Source organism: uncultured Nostoc sp. (assembly GCF_964247315.1).
In the GTDB taxonomy this organism is placed as follows: domain Bacteria; phylum Cyanobacteriota; class Cyanobacteriia; order Cyanobacteriales; family Nostocaceae; genus Nostoc.
Map to the genome: position 1 here is coordinate 25,796 of NZ_CAXTTT010000032.1, position 12,804 is coordinate 38,599.

14 protein-coding genes are annotated in these 12,804 nt (G+C 40.7%); 6 read left to right on the top strand and 8 right to left on the bottom strand.

All coding sequences use genetic code 11. The features are described from left to right. Positions 1–12 precede the first annotated feature (12 nt). The 3 genes from ACFE93_RS11920 (at position 13) to ACFE93_RS11930 (ending at position 3,277) form a co-directional block, all read left to right on the top strand. Positions 13–1,653 (top strand): hypothetical protein, encoded by a 1,641-nt coding sequence (locus ACFE93_RS11920; protein ID WP_375473490.1) that lies wholly within the window; start codon positions 13–15, stop codon positions 1,651–1,653. 201 nt (positions 1,654–1,854) lie between these two features. Beyond that, positions 1,855–2,151, top strand: a complete 297-nt coding sequence (locus ACFE93_RS11925; protein ID WP_375473491.1) for a hypothetical protein — start codon at positions 1,855–1,857, stop codon at positions 2,149–2,151. Between the two features lie 226 nt (positions 2,152–2,377). Then, positions 2,378–3,277 carry an alpha/beta hydrolase gene (locus ACFE93_RS11930; protein ID WP_375473492.1) on the top strand — a complete coding sequence of 300 codons (900 nt, stop codon included), beginning with the start codon at positions 2,378–2,380 and terminating at the stop codon, positions 3,275–3,277. 131 nt (positions 3,278–3,408) lie between these two features. Here the strand turns inward: ACFE93_RS11930 and ACFE93_RS11935 are convergent, their stop codons facing one another. From ACFE93_RS11935 to ACFE93_RS11970, 8 genes are all read right to left on the bottom strand, one after another. Next, entirely contained in the window at positions 3,409–3,723 is a 315-nt protein-coding gene (locus tag ACFE93_RS11935; RefSeq protein WP_375473493.1) for a type II toxin-antitoxin system ParD family antitoxin, read from the bottom strand. Between the two features lie 96 nt (positions 3,724–3,819). After that, positions 3,820–4,149 (bottom strand): hypothetical protein, encoded by a 330-nt coding sequence (locus tag ACFE93_RS11940; protein WP_375473494.1) that lies wholly within the window; start codon positions 4,147–4,149, stop codon positions 3,820–3,822. A gap of 50 nt (positions 4,150–4,199) precedes the next feature. After that, complete coding sequence (locus ACFE93_RS11945) at positions 4,200–4,970, bottom strand: SDR family NAD(P)-dependent oxidoreductase (RefSeq protein ID WP_375473495.1); 771 nt, start codon at positions 4,968–4,970, stop codon at positions 4,200–4,202. A gap of 271 nt (positions 4,971–5,241) precedes the next feature. Beyond that, positions 5,242–6,249, bottom strand: coding sequence for an arsenosugar biosynthesis radical SAM (seleno)protein ArsS (gene arsS, locus ACFE93_RS11950; RefSeq protein WP_375473496.1), 1,008 nt, complete (start codon positions 6,247–6,249; stop codon positions 5,242–5,244). 43 nt (positions 6,250–6,292) lie between these two features. Then, positions 6,293–7,258: an anion permease gene (locus ACFE93_RS11955; RefSeq protein ID WP_375473497.1), complete on the bottom strand. Its 966-nt coding sequence runs from the start codon at positions 7,256–7,258 to the stop codon at positions 6,293–6,295. 165 nt (positions 7,259–7,423) lie between these two features. After that, positions 7,424–8,392, bottom strand: a complete 969-nt coding sequence (arsM, locus tag ACFE93_RS11960) for an arsenosugar biosynthesis arsenite methyltransferase ArsM (RefSeq protein WP_375473498.1) — start codon at positions 8,390–8,392, stop codon at positions 7,424–7,426. Between the two features lie 300 nt (positions 8,393–8,692). Then, entirely contained in the window at positions 8,693–9,367 is a 675-nt protein-coding gene (locus ACFE93_RS11965) for a response regulator transcription factor (RefSeq protein WP_375473499.1), read from the bottom strand. Positions 9,368–9,561: 194 nt separating this feature from the next. After that, the gene (locus ACFE93_RS11970; RefSeq protein ID WP_375473500.1) at positions 9,562–9,849 is read right to left on the bottom strand and encodes a Mo-dependent nitrogenase C-terminal domain-containing protein; all 288 of its coding nucleotides are present in this window, start codon (positions 9,847–9,849) and stop codon (positions 9,562–9,564) included. A gap of 716 nt (positions 9,850–10,565) precedes the next feature. On the opposite strand from ACFE93_RS11970, the gene ACFE93_RS11975 reads away from it, so the two are divergent. Genes ACFE93_RS11975 through ACFE93_RS11985 form a run of 3 tightly spaced genes read left to right on the top strand, consistent with a single transcriptional unit; the run spans position 10,566 to position 12,735 of the window. Continuing rightward, entirely contained in the window at positions 10,566–10,754 is a 189-nt protein-coding gene (locus ACFE93_RS11975) for a hypothetical protein (RefSeq protein ID WP_375473501.1), read from the top strand. A gap of 43 nt (positions 10,755–10,797) precedes the next feature. Then, the gene (locus ACFE93_RS11980) at positions 10,798–12,291 is read left to right on the top strand and encodes a CHASE3 domain-containing protein (RefSeq protein WP_375473502.1); all 1,494 of its coding nucleotides are present in this window, start codon (positions 10,798–10,800) and stop codon (positions 12,289–12,291) included. A 15-nt stretch (positions 12,292–12,306) separates the two neighbouring features. Beyond that, a complete protein-coding gene (locus tag ACFE93_RS11985; protein WP_375473503.1) occupies positions 12,307–12,735 on the top strand; it encodes a response regulator in 429 nt (142 codons plus the stop codon). Positions 12,736–12,804 lie beyond the last annotated feature (69 nt).

The window sequence follows — 12,804 nt, forward strand, 5'->3', positions numbered from 1 at the left end:
AAAATTACTACTATGTCTTCTGGTTCCTCTGGTCGTTATCAAAGCAGACTATTTAACTTTGTTCACCAGCAGTCTCGGCGGGTGACACAACAGTGGGAACACACGTTTCGGCATTTGCAAGTTGCCACTAAGTGGGGTGTCGAGGTACTACTTTACCCCGTGTATCTACTGTTTCAGTCATCTGAATCATCTGGGAAAACGCTACATACTAAAGAACCACAAACTAGATTAAAGTTACAACCAAATGATACCGATTTCCAGCCTGAAACTCTACCCAATGCTGATAGTCCCATTCAAAATGTACTAGAGGCAGTCAATTACCTGTCATCAGATGAATCTGCCTCCACTCCTACGAAAGCATCTGAACATTTCAATCCCTTGGCTTTATTGGGAGTTTTTCGGCTGAAATTCGTTGAAAAGAACTTTAATCTTACTCAATCATCAAATATTACAGATAATCAAGCTATAAGTCTCAACCCTTCACAATTAGAAAATGCCCTTCAACAGCGTCTTCCAATAGTGCGAGGAATTGCCACAAATTTGATGAGTCGAAATTTAGTACTTGTTACTGTCGACAATGAAATTATAGATACATTAACACCCGAACAACAGGCAAAATTAGAAGACCGAATTATTAACGAAGTTGCTAATTACTGGCAGTCATGGCGTTTGATTATAGCTAAAAAAGAAACGCAGCTGTTACCACAAATTGACCGATTATTAGCAAAACTCACTGACGTAAATCCAGCTGAAATTCCAGTTTTAGCGGAGGGTATACCAAAAGATTTACTCAATACAGATAGATTATTAGCATTTCTAGATATAGCCATTGCTAAGTTGGAATCGAATGCTTTAGTCCCAGTGCAAGAACGTAGCCAGGAAATTGTCCAAGTTGCCCAAACTAAGTTAAACATATTTCTTTATGGCAAAGAGCAATTAGCCGCCAAAGGAGAAATTGCCCCCAACGCTGATGGTTTAGAAGCTCATTCACAGAATTTTCAGGCTTTGATTGAGGCGGCGCTTAATTACTTTTTTGGTGTTGGTAATAGAAAAACACTTGAGACAACAACCAATAATGAGAAATTGCCAGGTAAACTATTTCCATCACGCCTGAGAAAAGCCTTGTTCAAAAGCCCTCTGGTAGAGAATCAGGATTTCACAAACGATGCTTGGCTAACGTGGAATGATTTATTTGGTGACACCAAAACCGTTGCTGACAAGCCAGTTACACTTTCTGGGGGGAAAAATCCTGCTTTAGCCCCAAGTTTATCAATAGGGCATTTTCCACAAAATAATTTGAGTGTAAAACAACCTAAAATTGGATCTGGCTTGGTAAAAAGAAAACAACCAAGTAGTAATCTTACCTCAAGTCAAAAAACATCTGGAAAAGTCGCCTCTGTAAAACAAACTCAAACCCGCATTTCCCAAACTAAAAGCGAGAGTCGTAAAGGCGAAATTTTGCAACAACAATTTCACCAAAGCAGTCAAGTTGAGGCACAGCCAGACTGGATAGAAACCACAGCAACTTCAACTGGCTATGAAAAGCACCCTTTAGAGCAACTTTTGGAATGGCTTGATTATATTATGGTCTGGCTAGAAGAGAGACTTGTAAGGGTTTTGCAGTCGTTGCGGCAGCTATGGCAAGGGAAATAATACTAATTCGTAATTCGTAATTCGTAATTCGTAATTAAGATTTGTCAGATTGCATCTGGATTTCTAGGTTTACATCTGTAGCCTAATTTTGGAGAATTTGTATAAACTGGCAGATATTTTTTAATAAACTATTATAATAGTAGCAATTTTTCAATTTAAGGATAATCAAGATTATCTATAATGTTATTGGTGGTTGTCTAAGTGAAAATTATTGTTTACTGTAAATACTTCAATTTCAAAAATCCATTAGATAAACCGAAAATTGAGACGTTTGTAGTAAATGTATCTCAAATCCCGAAGATAGGTGAAACAATTGTAGTCGAAAGAATTTCACCCCAAAAGCAGTTTGTAATTATCTTTGAATACATTGTGACAGCAGTGCAATTTAACGCTTCTAGAGAATCGGCTGATGCAGCAGATGCTCAAGTAAACGCATTTTTGAACCACTGTTGGGAGGGAACATCAAATTTCAAAGTTACAAACTTTTTAGAACAATAATCTGTCACCACAATAGATGATTGAGTAAATAACGTAACAGCTTTAATCCTGTTGGCTCCTGATAATCAGTTGGCGAAAAAGCCAGCATCGCATTTTGCAATTCTTTCAAAGCTATGTCTACTTTCTGGCACTTTGGTCTAGTTCTTTAGGGAACTGGTATTTTGAAAAAGGAATAGATATTGACTTTTTAGTAGCTTGTTGGGAAAATACGTAAAAAATTAACCAGATGATTGACCATAGCGATCGCCTAGCTTCTCGTAAAGAAGACAGATTCCAAGGTGTTGGAGGACTTGAACTGTATTATCAAAGCTGGCATCCAGAGGGTAAAGTCCGGGCAATATTAGCCATTGTGCATGGACTTGGAGGGCACAGCGATCGCTACAGTAATATAATTGAGCATTTGATACCCAAGCAATACGCTGTCTACGCCTTAGACTTGCGCGGTCATGGACGCTCACCGGGTCAGCAAGGCTATATCAACGCTTGGAGTGAGTTTCGTGAAGACCTGGGAACTTTTTTACAGCTAATTGAGACTCAGAATCCTGGATACCCAGTTTTTCTCTTGGGTCACAGTTTAGGAGGGGTAATTGTCTTAGATTACATTCTGCGCTATCCTCAACAAGCATCATTATTGCAGGGTGCGATCGCTCTTGCGCCTAGCTTGGGGAAAGTAGGGGTTTCACCGATTCGGGTACTTTTAGGAAAAATGCTCTCACGGGTGTGGCCGCGTTTCACCCTGAATACAGGCATTGACATCAGTGCTGCTTCACGAGATCCGCAGGTTTTAGCCGCCATTGCTCAGGATACAATGCGACATACCCTTGGTACTGCCCGTCTGGCTACAGAATTCTTTGCAACAGTTGATTGGATTAATGCTCACGCAGGTGATTGGCAATTACCATTATTGATTCTCCACGGTGGTGCAGACCGAGTAGCTTTGCCGGGGGGAAGCGACATCTTTTACCAACGGGTAAACTGCAAAGATAAGCTGAGAATTGAGTATCCGGGAGCCTATCACGAGATTCAGAGTGACATAAATTACCGCGAGGTAATGGCTGATTTGGAAGATTGGTTGGAGCAACACCTACCATTTGAGGCGGTGCGGTTAGAACGGGAAAACGCTTAGTTAGAGTTTCCTAATTCTTAGAACCTAAATTTTAACGCAATTTTCGGATTGCAGTTCTATAGTTGGGTGTAGTGGGTGAGTGCGATCTACAAAACGCAGTAAGATGTTAGTATCTATGAGGTATACCACTGCTAAGGATAATCCTCGTAAATACTCTCACGAGTCACAGCATAATCTGACAGCACAGGTAAATTTGACCCAACATATAGCGCAAATTCGTCAGCTAATTTATCTGCAATTAGTTCAAACTCCTCATCGTTCAGTTGACCTTGTGTGTGAAGCTTTGCCATCAACTGAGCGCGTTTTCCTTCTTGATGTTTGCGCTGTTGGTCTTGAAAAATTAGTTCTTGAAGATATTCACTGACTGAACTATAACCACCTTTAGCTATTTGTTTTTCGACAAAGACTTTCATCGATTCAGGTAAGGAAATCTGAATGTTAGTCATACCTTGAGATATCTAGTGGGCGATTTTATCTACGACGTTAGCACTGCGATCGCATCTACTTCTATCAAACAAGCGATCGCATATTAAAATGTAGAGTCAGTTATTTACATTATCTGAAAAATACGTTGCTGAGGATTGAGAGTTTTTTCCAGCCAAGATAGGCTCTCCCTTCACTCCTCCACGCGTAAGAGTACAAATCTTATAAAGGTTTTCACACTCAAAGATTGCTAGAACTAGCTCTTTCCCAGTTTGATAAGACGATGGGAAAGGTTTCCCTATCTCGCATTCCATATCAATTTCGTTATCACGCCACTGTAACTTCCAAATACGCTTTTCGGTTATTGGTGCTTTAAGAGACCGAGCAAGAGCATTATACACCTGCTCCGCTTTGATATCATCCTTGGCTGCTGGCACAAAAAACTTCATAGGCTGAGGTTACAAATAACGTAGGTTTCATTAGCACCAGCGTAACGCAGTTACCAAGGCAATCTGCTCCCATCCCACGAGAAAAAGTGTCCACTATCGCCTTCTTGAAGCTGTTCGATGACAGCCAATAATTGGGTAACAGTACGTTCCACTGAAAATAATTTTTCCGCAGGGACATTTCCCTGGAAAGGACGGGAAAGGCGGGTATCAGTTGTACCAGGATGCAATGTTACTATTAATGCTTTCGGACAACTTCTTTTATACTCAATTGCCGCAGTTCGCATCAACATATTGAGTGCTGCTTTAGAAGCCCGATAGCCGTACCATCCACCAAGTTGGTTATCGCCAATACTGCCCAATTTAGCAGAAATAGTGGCGAACACGCTGCGTTCTCCATGACGAAACAGAGGCAATAAATGTTTAGCCAGTAAGACAGCACCAATACTATTTATCTGAAAGTAGCGCAGCAAATTTTCTGAATTTATCTGTCTTAAGCTTTTTTCAGGTTGCAAAGTATCTTCATGCAACAGTCCTACACAGTTGACTACTAAATGCAGTTTGTCAGCTTGAGTAGATATTTTTTGAACGGCTTCAATAATTTGCAATTCGTCAGTAATATCTATCTCCAAACAAATTAATCGCTCAGGATATTTGTCTACAAGAGCTATTAACTCTGAGGCCGATTCCGGTTGACGAGAAGTTGCATAAACTTTAGCTATTCTGTCATCTTGTAGCAATTTTTTCACAAAACCTAAACCAATACCTTGGCTGGCTCCCACAATCAAAGCATTGACATGATTAATTTCATCGATAAAAGACATATCAATTTAGATAACTTGTGGAGGTATTTGATATTCATAGCGAGAGACAAAATAAGCACCAATTTGTCTCTGGCTGTGATAACGGAAACCAAAGCCTTGATATACTGCTCTCAGCACGGACGCGAATCATCGCAATCTAGATGCAAATAAGGTTTACTAAGTCTTTGTGAGTATTCAACAGCCGAAGTCAGCAGTGTCGAACTGCAAAGCGATGTACAAATGCTGGCTCTTCCTGAGAGATGTCGGGCCAGAAAAGTAAATGCTCTAGTTCTTAAAGCAAAGCGCCACCACAACTAGAACCACATCCAGCAGTACAACCATAGCAATAAGCAGCAGTTTGTACCTGACTAATCAGGTCTAAATTGCCAGCTTCTAACAATTTGCCAACTGTCAAGGTTTCACCATTGCGAGTTTTTGCAGGCAAATTCATCATTTGGTTAAAGTCACAATCATATACATTGCCCAGATAGTCAATTGAAAGTTCATCGCGACACATTAAATGTTCAACTGTACTGGGATTAAAATGCGACTGTAAAAACTGCAAATAGCTAGCGTACAGTTTTCTCCTTTCTAAATGCATTTTGGTTCTACCAACTGGCAGGTTGGTAAAGGTGAAGAGGTTGTTAAATACAATATTAAAATGTTCTTGTAAGAACATTTTGTAATCTCGTTCTAAGCTACTCTGTTCGGGAGCTAAAGAAAACTTTTCATCGGTGGGCAATTGGGGATTGAAAACTAAGTCCAAAATTAAATTCTGGTCTTTACCATAGCCGAGTTGGTTAAGCCACTGCAAAGCTTTGACTGAACTATCAAAAACACCAGTACCACGCATTTTATCAACATTATCTGCTAAGTAACAGGGTAAGGAAGCTACAACTCTTACTTGGTGTTTAGCAAAGTATTCTGGGAAATCACCAAATCCATCTTCAAAATAAATGGTCAAATTAGACCGGACAATCACTTGTTTGCCACTTGCTTTTGCGGCTTCTACCAGTAGCTTAAATCCATAATTCATTTCGGGTGCGCCACCAGTCAAATCCACAATTTTAATTTCGGGAAATTTATGGATTAGTGAAATCAATTGTTCGCAAATTTTCGGAGAAAGTTCTTCTGTACGTTTTGGCCCAGCTTCGACATGACAGTGTGTACAGGCAAGATTACAACGCTTACCTAGATTAATTTGTAAAACAGTGATTCCTTTTTTTGTCAAAGGTGAACTGAGTTTGTTTTTAAAGGCTGTGACTGCTGTATCTAGTAAAATTTTTGTTTGAGTTTGCATTAGTTACTACTCCTAAACAATTGCACAACAATATTTATTTTTACTAACCTTGCAATAATCTGTAGGTGATTGCACTAATAGTTGCAGCAGTTGGTAAAGTTAAAATCCACGATAGTAAAATCTGATAAAAAACACCAGGATTAGATTTAGATTTTTTGTTAATTAATCCTACACCAAAAATAGAACCAACTGAAACGTGAGTGGTAGAAACTGGAAGCCCAAACCGAGTAGCTGCAATGACCAAAACCCCAGTTACTATATTTGCTGATAAGCCTTGAGTAGGATTCATTGAGGTAATCTTTTCACTCATGGTTATTGCAACTTTTTGAGAGTTGAGTAAACCGCCAAGTGCCATTGCGATCGCTATCGTAATCATTCCTCCCTGAATCGAGAAATACTCAATAATTAGGATGAGTGAAACAATCTTAGGAGTATCATTTAATCCTCTAGCAAAACTGACAATTCCAGCGCTAAGAAAATGACAAGCATCAATCATTTTTTGATGGACTGGTAGATGCCATTTTGAATTAATATAGCCAGATAAGCTGTAAATTCCTGCTCCCAAGGGAATAGCAATGATTGGACTGAGTAATAAAGGCAAAATAAAGGAAGTTCCCAAAGCTGCAAAATTAACTTGTAGTCCAATCGCAATTAATCCAGCACCAACCAGCGCACCTGTTAAACTGTGAGTTGTGGAAATGGGAAACCCCATGAGGGTCGCAATGATTACAGTCAATCCAGTAGCGATCGCTACTGCGAGATGAAATTCTGGGGCATTCGCGATCGCATCAGGTAATAGTCCTTTTCCAGAGAAGTTTTTAATTAATCCTCCTGCCAAAAAAGTTGCAGTTATAGCACCAGCAAAAGTTGTAAAAGTTGCCCATAAAATTGCTGTTTGATAGCTGCTAGTTCGGCTACCAAACAACGTTGCTACACCTTTAAAATTATCATTTGCTCCATTTGAATATGCTAAAAACAGCGTAGCTAAAAACAGACTAATTAATAACATTTTGGGATTTATTAAAGAAGAAGTCAAAATTTAGAATCTAGAATGTAATTAGTGAAATATTAAAATTATGCATTCATTACCCAGTCGCACAGAACCATTCTGTTAGCGGTAGCGGGGCGTTTAGCCCATTCTGACTCCTGACACCTGAATTCTTTCTTAAATAAATTAACAGCAGCCACCACCGCTATAGTGCCAGGTTGAATCAGTAACAATTATTTCTGCTGGCTTGGTAGCAGCAAGTTTAGCAGCAGTTTTATCACACACCGCAGCCGGAATACCTAGCTGAAGTATATGACCTGCTGAATCGTCAAAGAAGGGTTCAGAACCAGCATAAATTGCTGTTTTTCCAGTGAAAAGGCAAGCACCATCTTCTGGAATTACAACTTTAAAAGATACAGAATCCAGACTTTCTAAAAGTAGGTTGTCTTCTAAATTATAAGTCTGGGAATCTAGTAAACGATAAGGACGACGGGCACGAATTTCAATTTGACCAAAACCAGCATTTATAATCCTTTCAGTATACTGTTGATATGTGAGTGCGCCTGATAAACACATTGCTCTCAGTCGCTCATCTTCTTGAAGATGTGCTGGAATGGGACGAGTAGCAATTGGATCGCTCATCTGCAAGCGTCCACCTGGTTTTAATACGCGATGTGCTTCTTTTAAAGCACGAGTTAAATCTTCTGGTTCAAAGATGTTGAAAAGGCAATTCTGTGCCACGATATCGACGCTAGCATCAGCAACAGGTAAGTTAAAAGCATCACCTTCGCAGATTTCTACAAAGCTGGTGTTAAACCAGGGGTTTTCTTGAGCAGCAATTTTCAGATTACGTGTAGCTGCTTCTCGCATGGCCTCAACCGGTTCAACGGCAATTACAGCACTTGCATAGCGGGAAAAATAAGCGAATTGCAATGCTTCTAAGCCGCCGCCAACGCCGACGTACAGCACAGTAGGTTGCTTTCCTAGTTCAGTCGGGTGAACAGTGGTGCCACAACCATAATTCATTTCCTGCATTGGCAAAGGAATTTTCAATCCTGGTAGTTGCAGGGGCGTACTTTGTACACAACAAAGTCCAACTTGCGGTGTTTGGGCAACTTCGCGGTAGAATTGCGCTGCTGTTTCTAGATAAGTCATGCCATTTTGGGTTTTGGATTTTAGATGATGATAGCTTTGTGCATCCTAATATAATTAACTCTGAGTTGGATGAGTTTTTGCTGAGATTGCCAAAAACCCCAAATTCTTCTATTATAGGAAAATTTGGGGTTTTACGGTTATTTGACACTGGAAGACGAGCAAGAAGTAAGAAAAGATGAGGGAGAAATCAATTAAAAATTAAAAATGACGCTCACGGACTCGCTAACGTTGCGCTAACAAAATTCAAAATTAAACAACTTCTGCCTCCTGCCTCCTCTTTTCCAATGCCCAATGCCCAATTCAATCATGCAATGTGTAGCCAACACCGATCACAGTTTGAATGAGACATTTTTCGTTATTGGCTTCAAGTTTCAGGCGCAGGTAGTTAATATAAGGTTCAATGATGTTGGCATCACTGATGAAGTCGTAACCCCAGACTTCCTCTAAAATGCGATCGCAGCTAATTACCTGTCGTGGATGAGCCAGTAAATATTCTAGTAAATCAAATTCCTTAGCAGTTAACTCAATTAACCGCCGATCTCGATACACTTCCCGCGTGCGACGATTTAAACTTAGGTCTTCAAATTCTAAAACATCCGCGCTCTCTGGTTGCTTGCTTCTTCGCAGGTGAGCGCCGACTCTGGCTAATAATTCATCAATACTGAAGGGTTTAACGAGGTAATCATCAGCACCAGCGTCTAAGCCTGCAATGCGATCGCTTATTTCATCTTTGACGGTTAATAAGATGATCGGCACTTTATCAACAATACTTCGCAGGCAGCGGCAAATTTCCAACCCCGACAAACCTGGCAACATCCAGTCTAAAATTATTAAATCCAGATGCAACTCACGCGCTGCGGTGAGCGCAGTTAATCCATCGTAGGCAATACTGACCTGATAGCCTTCATAATTCAATTCCAATTCGACAAATCGTGCCAGTTTGACCTCATCTTCAATCAGTAAGATGTGCGTCATGATGATGTTAATGATTTCAGCAGGATACGGTAAGCAACAATACAGTCTGGAAGCACTTTAGTGAGGTGTCAGCTACTTACATAGCCAAACATCTAATTAGGTGTACGTTAGCTTAGTATAAACCTGTAGTAAGTAACAACCGTAAATCTGCAATTCCCGATCGCTGCTCGATCGAAGAACAATCCAACTAGCTATCAGCAATAAGCTGTGATATCTTCACCACATTCATCGGCAAGATAACAGAGCGCTTTAAAACGCAAACCAACGACTTCCTCGTATAGTGGATTTAATTTACACATAGGTGGAATATGAAATAGCTTCCGACCAAACAGCGCGATGTCTCGCTCAAAGGGACACTGAGCAGGAATAGCTTTGCATAGGAAATGAGCCAATTTGGAGTTATGAATTTCTATCGTTTCCAACCACTCGCGGACTGGGTGCAGTAGCTCGTTGTGTAAGTGAACTTGAATAAAGCTTGTCATAATTTTTTACCTTGATAATTTCAAACTAGATTGAGTTTTTTGGATTTGAACCTTTATAAATAAATACAGTTAGGCTCTGTAGTTTTATGCACTTATTACTTTTTCTTTGGTTCTCTACAGAGGTAGATGGAGTACTGTTAACTACATATTCAAGTACTACAGTTCCTGATAATTTGTCCTGACTTTTCACTTCAGATTGAAAAACCAACCCAAAACCTAACCACCTAACTTTTCCCTAGTAGGGAAGGGGGAAAAATCAAAGCCTCTCCCCTGATGAGCTACGGTATACACACAAGTCGAAGAAAGCTCGATTTTCAGGGCAAAAATGTAGACAGGACAACGCTTTTCAGCAAATTGGCACTATTTGACAAACATTTCGGCTCGATCCTTTAACGATGCAGAATTTTTCAGGTCACTGACAGTACTTTATGTTTCTATCTAATCTGCGTAATTCTTTATCAATTTAATATCAAGCTAATATGAGTAAAAGTTTTTAAGTGTAATTACTTTTGTGCAATAGCACATTAATTTAATTTACGCAAGCGAAAATTTCGTGAAAATGGCTACGGAAATATACTGAATAATTTAACAAAATTTATTATTTGTCTTCTTATGTCTCAGAAAATATACGCTCACAATCATTAACCAATATAGATATCCTTTATTAGAGCTAATTCGCTCTCAAAGTTAAGAAACTTGGTATCAGTTCTAAAACTATGACGAGTAGTTGGGCTGCTAGTCATCCTTCTCACCCATCTCTTTCAAAGATGGGAACGTGTGACGATCCTAGCGGCGCTAAGGCAGCGATCGCAAAGCGTCTCATTGGCGCAGCCTCTGGTAGAGAAAAGAAAATAGCCACTAGAGAGCGACTGTTACCGTTCTACAGCGCTGGCTCACCGTTTTGACCAATTTAGCCAGTAGCTACTTTTTCAACTAGGAAGGTAAAAAATGGAATGGGCTATTTACAAAAAGAATACAGGCAGTTTTGTAGTAGCAGTCGCAATTATGACTGGTGTTGGCATAATCTCATATCTTAGTTTGCTTCAGTATAGAGAAAACTCTCAATGGGTAACACATACACGCGAGGTGCTTGAAAAGACAAAAGATGTAATGTCAGAGATCAAAGATGCAGAGACTGGACAACGGGGCTATCTTCTCACGGGCAAAGAACGGTATCTGGAACCGTATCGGACTGCAACTGGCGAGATTGCTCAGAAACTTCAGGTTCTGCGCCAATTAACTATAGATAACCCCAATCAACAGCGGCGACTCGATCGCCTTGAACCCCTAATTGCTAAAAAACTGGTTTTGATTGAACAGACGATTAACGCCAGGAGCAAAAATTTAGAATCCGCGCTGCAAATAGTTCAGACAGATCGGGGTCAGCAGATCATGGAGGACATCCGAATGCTGACTACAGCTATGGAGAACGAAGAGAATAAGTTGTTGAAACAGCGATCGATGAAGGCGAACGCCAGCGCTCATCAAACAACTTTGCTGACTATTTTTGGCAGCATTATCGCTTCTGTGATCGTCGGTTTCGCAGCCACAATCACCAATCAGGAACTTATCAAACGCAAACGAATGGAAAATTCTCTGCAAAAGGCTCGTGATGAGTTAGAGATAGAGGTTAACAAACGGACTGCCGAACTGAGAAACACTAACGAAGAATTGCAAACTGAAATTAATGAACGCAAAAAGGCGGAGTCAGAGATTCTGCGTCTGAACGTCCAGCTTGAGCAGCGAGTTGCAGAACGCACAGCACAACTCGAAGCCACTAACAAAGAGATGGAAGCATTTAGTTATTCTGTGTCTCACGACCTGAGGGCCCCCTTGCGGAGTATCGACGGCTTTAGTCAAGCACTACTAGAAGATTATGCTGACAAGCTAGACGCACTAGGTCAAAACTACCTCCAACGAGTGCGTGCAGCCACTCAGCGAATGGCACAACTAATCGACGATTTACTAAATCTGTCACGATTGACGCGTAGTGAGATGCGTTACGAAAAGGTCGATCTGAGCGCATTAGTGGAGGCGATCGCTACAGAGTTGCACAAAACACAACCAGAACGCCAAGTAGAGTTTGTCATTACACCGGGATTGATTGCTAATGGTGATACTCATTTGTTACGGATCGTGCTAGAAAACCTGCTGGGTAATGCCTGGAAGTTTACAGGTAAACATCAAAAAGCCCGAATAGAATTTGGGCTTTTACAGCAAAATGACACCCATGTATATTTTATTCGTGATGATGGCACAGGCTTTGATATGGCCTATATTGACAAACTCTTCGGTGCTTTTCAACGCCTGCACGCCATGACTGAGTTTGAAGGTACTGGCATCGGACTAGCTACTGTGCAGCGCATTGTTCACCGTCATGGTGGCCGTGTCTGGGCAGAAAGCGTAGTGGAGCAAGGCGCAACATTTTACTTCACCCTTTAAATAGAGGAATACAACATGATTTTACTTATAGAAGATAATCCTGACGATGAAGCGCTAACCCTACGCGCACTCAAGAAAAACAATATTCTGAACGAGGTAGTAGTGGCACGTGATGGGGTGGAAGCCCTAGATTATCTCTTTGGTAAAGGTGTGTACGCCGATCGCGACATGAGCGTTATGCCGAATCTCATCCTTCTAGATTTGAAGTTGCCCAAAATGGATGGTCTGGAAGTTTTGCGACACCTGCGAACCGACGACAGGACAAAAATCCTTCCCGTTGTCATTCTCACCTCCTCCAAGGAGGAGCAAGACTTAATCAATGGTTACAGCTTGAGAGCCAACAGCTATGTTCGCAAACCAGTAGACTTTTCCCAATTCAGTGAAGCAGTGCGACAACTAGGATTGTACTGGTTTGTCTTAAACGAATCACCACCAAGAATATAGCTTACCAAAGAAGGCAAGAGTCAGGAGACAAGGGTTATAGATGCAAGGCTGACTTTACTTAATTACGAA

What these genes read in the sequence shown, in the direction of transcription:
- ACFE93_RS11920 (WP_375473490.1), top strand. Translation starts at nt 13, where the DNA reads ATGTCTTCTGGTTCCTCTGGTCGTTATCAAAGCAGACTATTTAACTTT.
- ACFE93_RS11930 (WP_375473492.1), top strand. Translation starts at nt 2,378, where the DNA reads ATGATTGACCATAGCGATCGCCTAGCTTCTCGTAAAGAAGACAGATTC.
- ACFE93_RS11935 (WP_375473493.1), bottom strand. Translation starts at nt 3,723, where the DNA reads ATGACTAACATTCAGATTTCCTTACCTGAATCGATGAAAGTCTTTGTC.
- ACFE93_RS11940 (WP_375473494.1), bottom strand. Translation starts at nt 4,149, where the DNA reads ATGAAGTTTTTTGTGCCAGCAGCCAAGGATGATATCAAAGCGGAGCAG.
- ACFE93_RS11945 (WP_375473495.1), bottom strand. Translation starts at nt 4,970, where the DNA reads ATGTCTTTTATCGATGAAATTAATCATGTCAATGCTTTGATTGTGGGA.
- arsS (WP_375473496.1), bottom strand. Translation starts at nt 6,249, where the DNA reads ATGCAAACTCAAACAAAAATTTTACTAGATACAGCAGTCACAGCCTTT.
- ACFE93_RS11955 (WP_375473497.1), bottom strand. Translation starts at nt 7,258, where the DNA reads ATGTTATTAATTAGTCTGTTTTTAGCTACGCTGTTTTTAGCATATTCA.
- arsM (WP_375473498.1), bottom strand. Translation starts at nt 8,392, where the DNA reads ATGACTTATCTAGAAACAGCAGCGCAATTCTACCGCGAAGTTGCCCAA.
- ACFE93_RS11965 (WP_375473499.1), bottom strand. Translation starts at nt 9,367, where the DNA reads ATGACGCACATCTTACTGATTGAAGATGAGGTCAAACTGGCACGATTT.
- ACFE93_RS11970 (WP_375473500.1), bottom strand. Translation starts at nt 9,849, where the DNA reads ATGACAAGCTTTATTCAAGTTCACTTACACAACGAGCTACTGCACCCA.
- ACFE93_RS11975 (WP_375473501.1), top strand. Translation starts at nt 10,566, where the DNA reads ATGACGAGTAGTTGGGCTGCTAGTCATCCTTCTCACCCATCTCTTTCA.
- ACFE93_RS11980 (WP_375473502.1), top strand. Translation starts at nt 10,798, where the DNA reads ATGGAATGGGCTATTTACAAAAAGAATACAGGCAGTTTTGTAGTAGCA.
- ACFE93_RS11985 (WP_375473503.1), top strand. Translation starts at nt 12,307, where the DNA reads ATGATTTTACTTATAGAAGATAATCCTGACGATGAAGCGCTAACCCTA.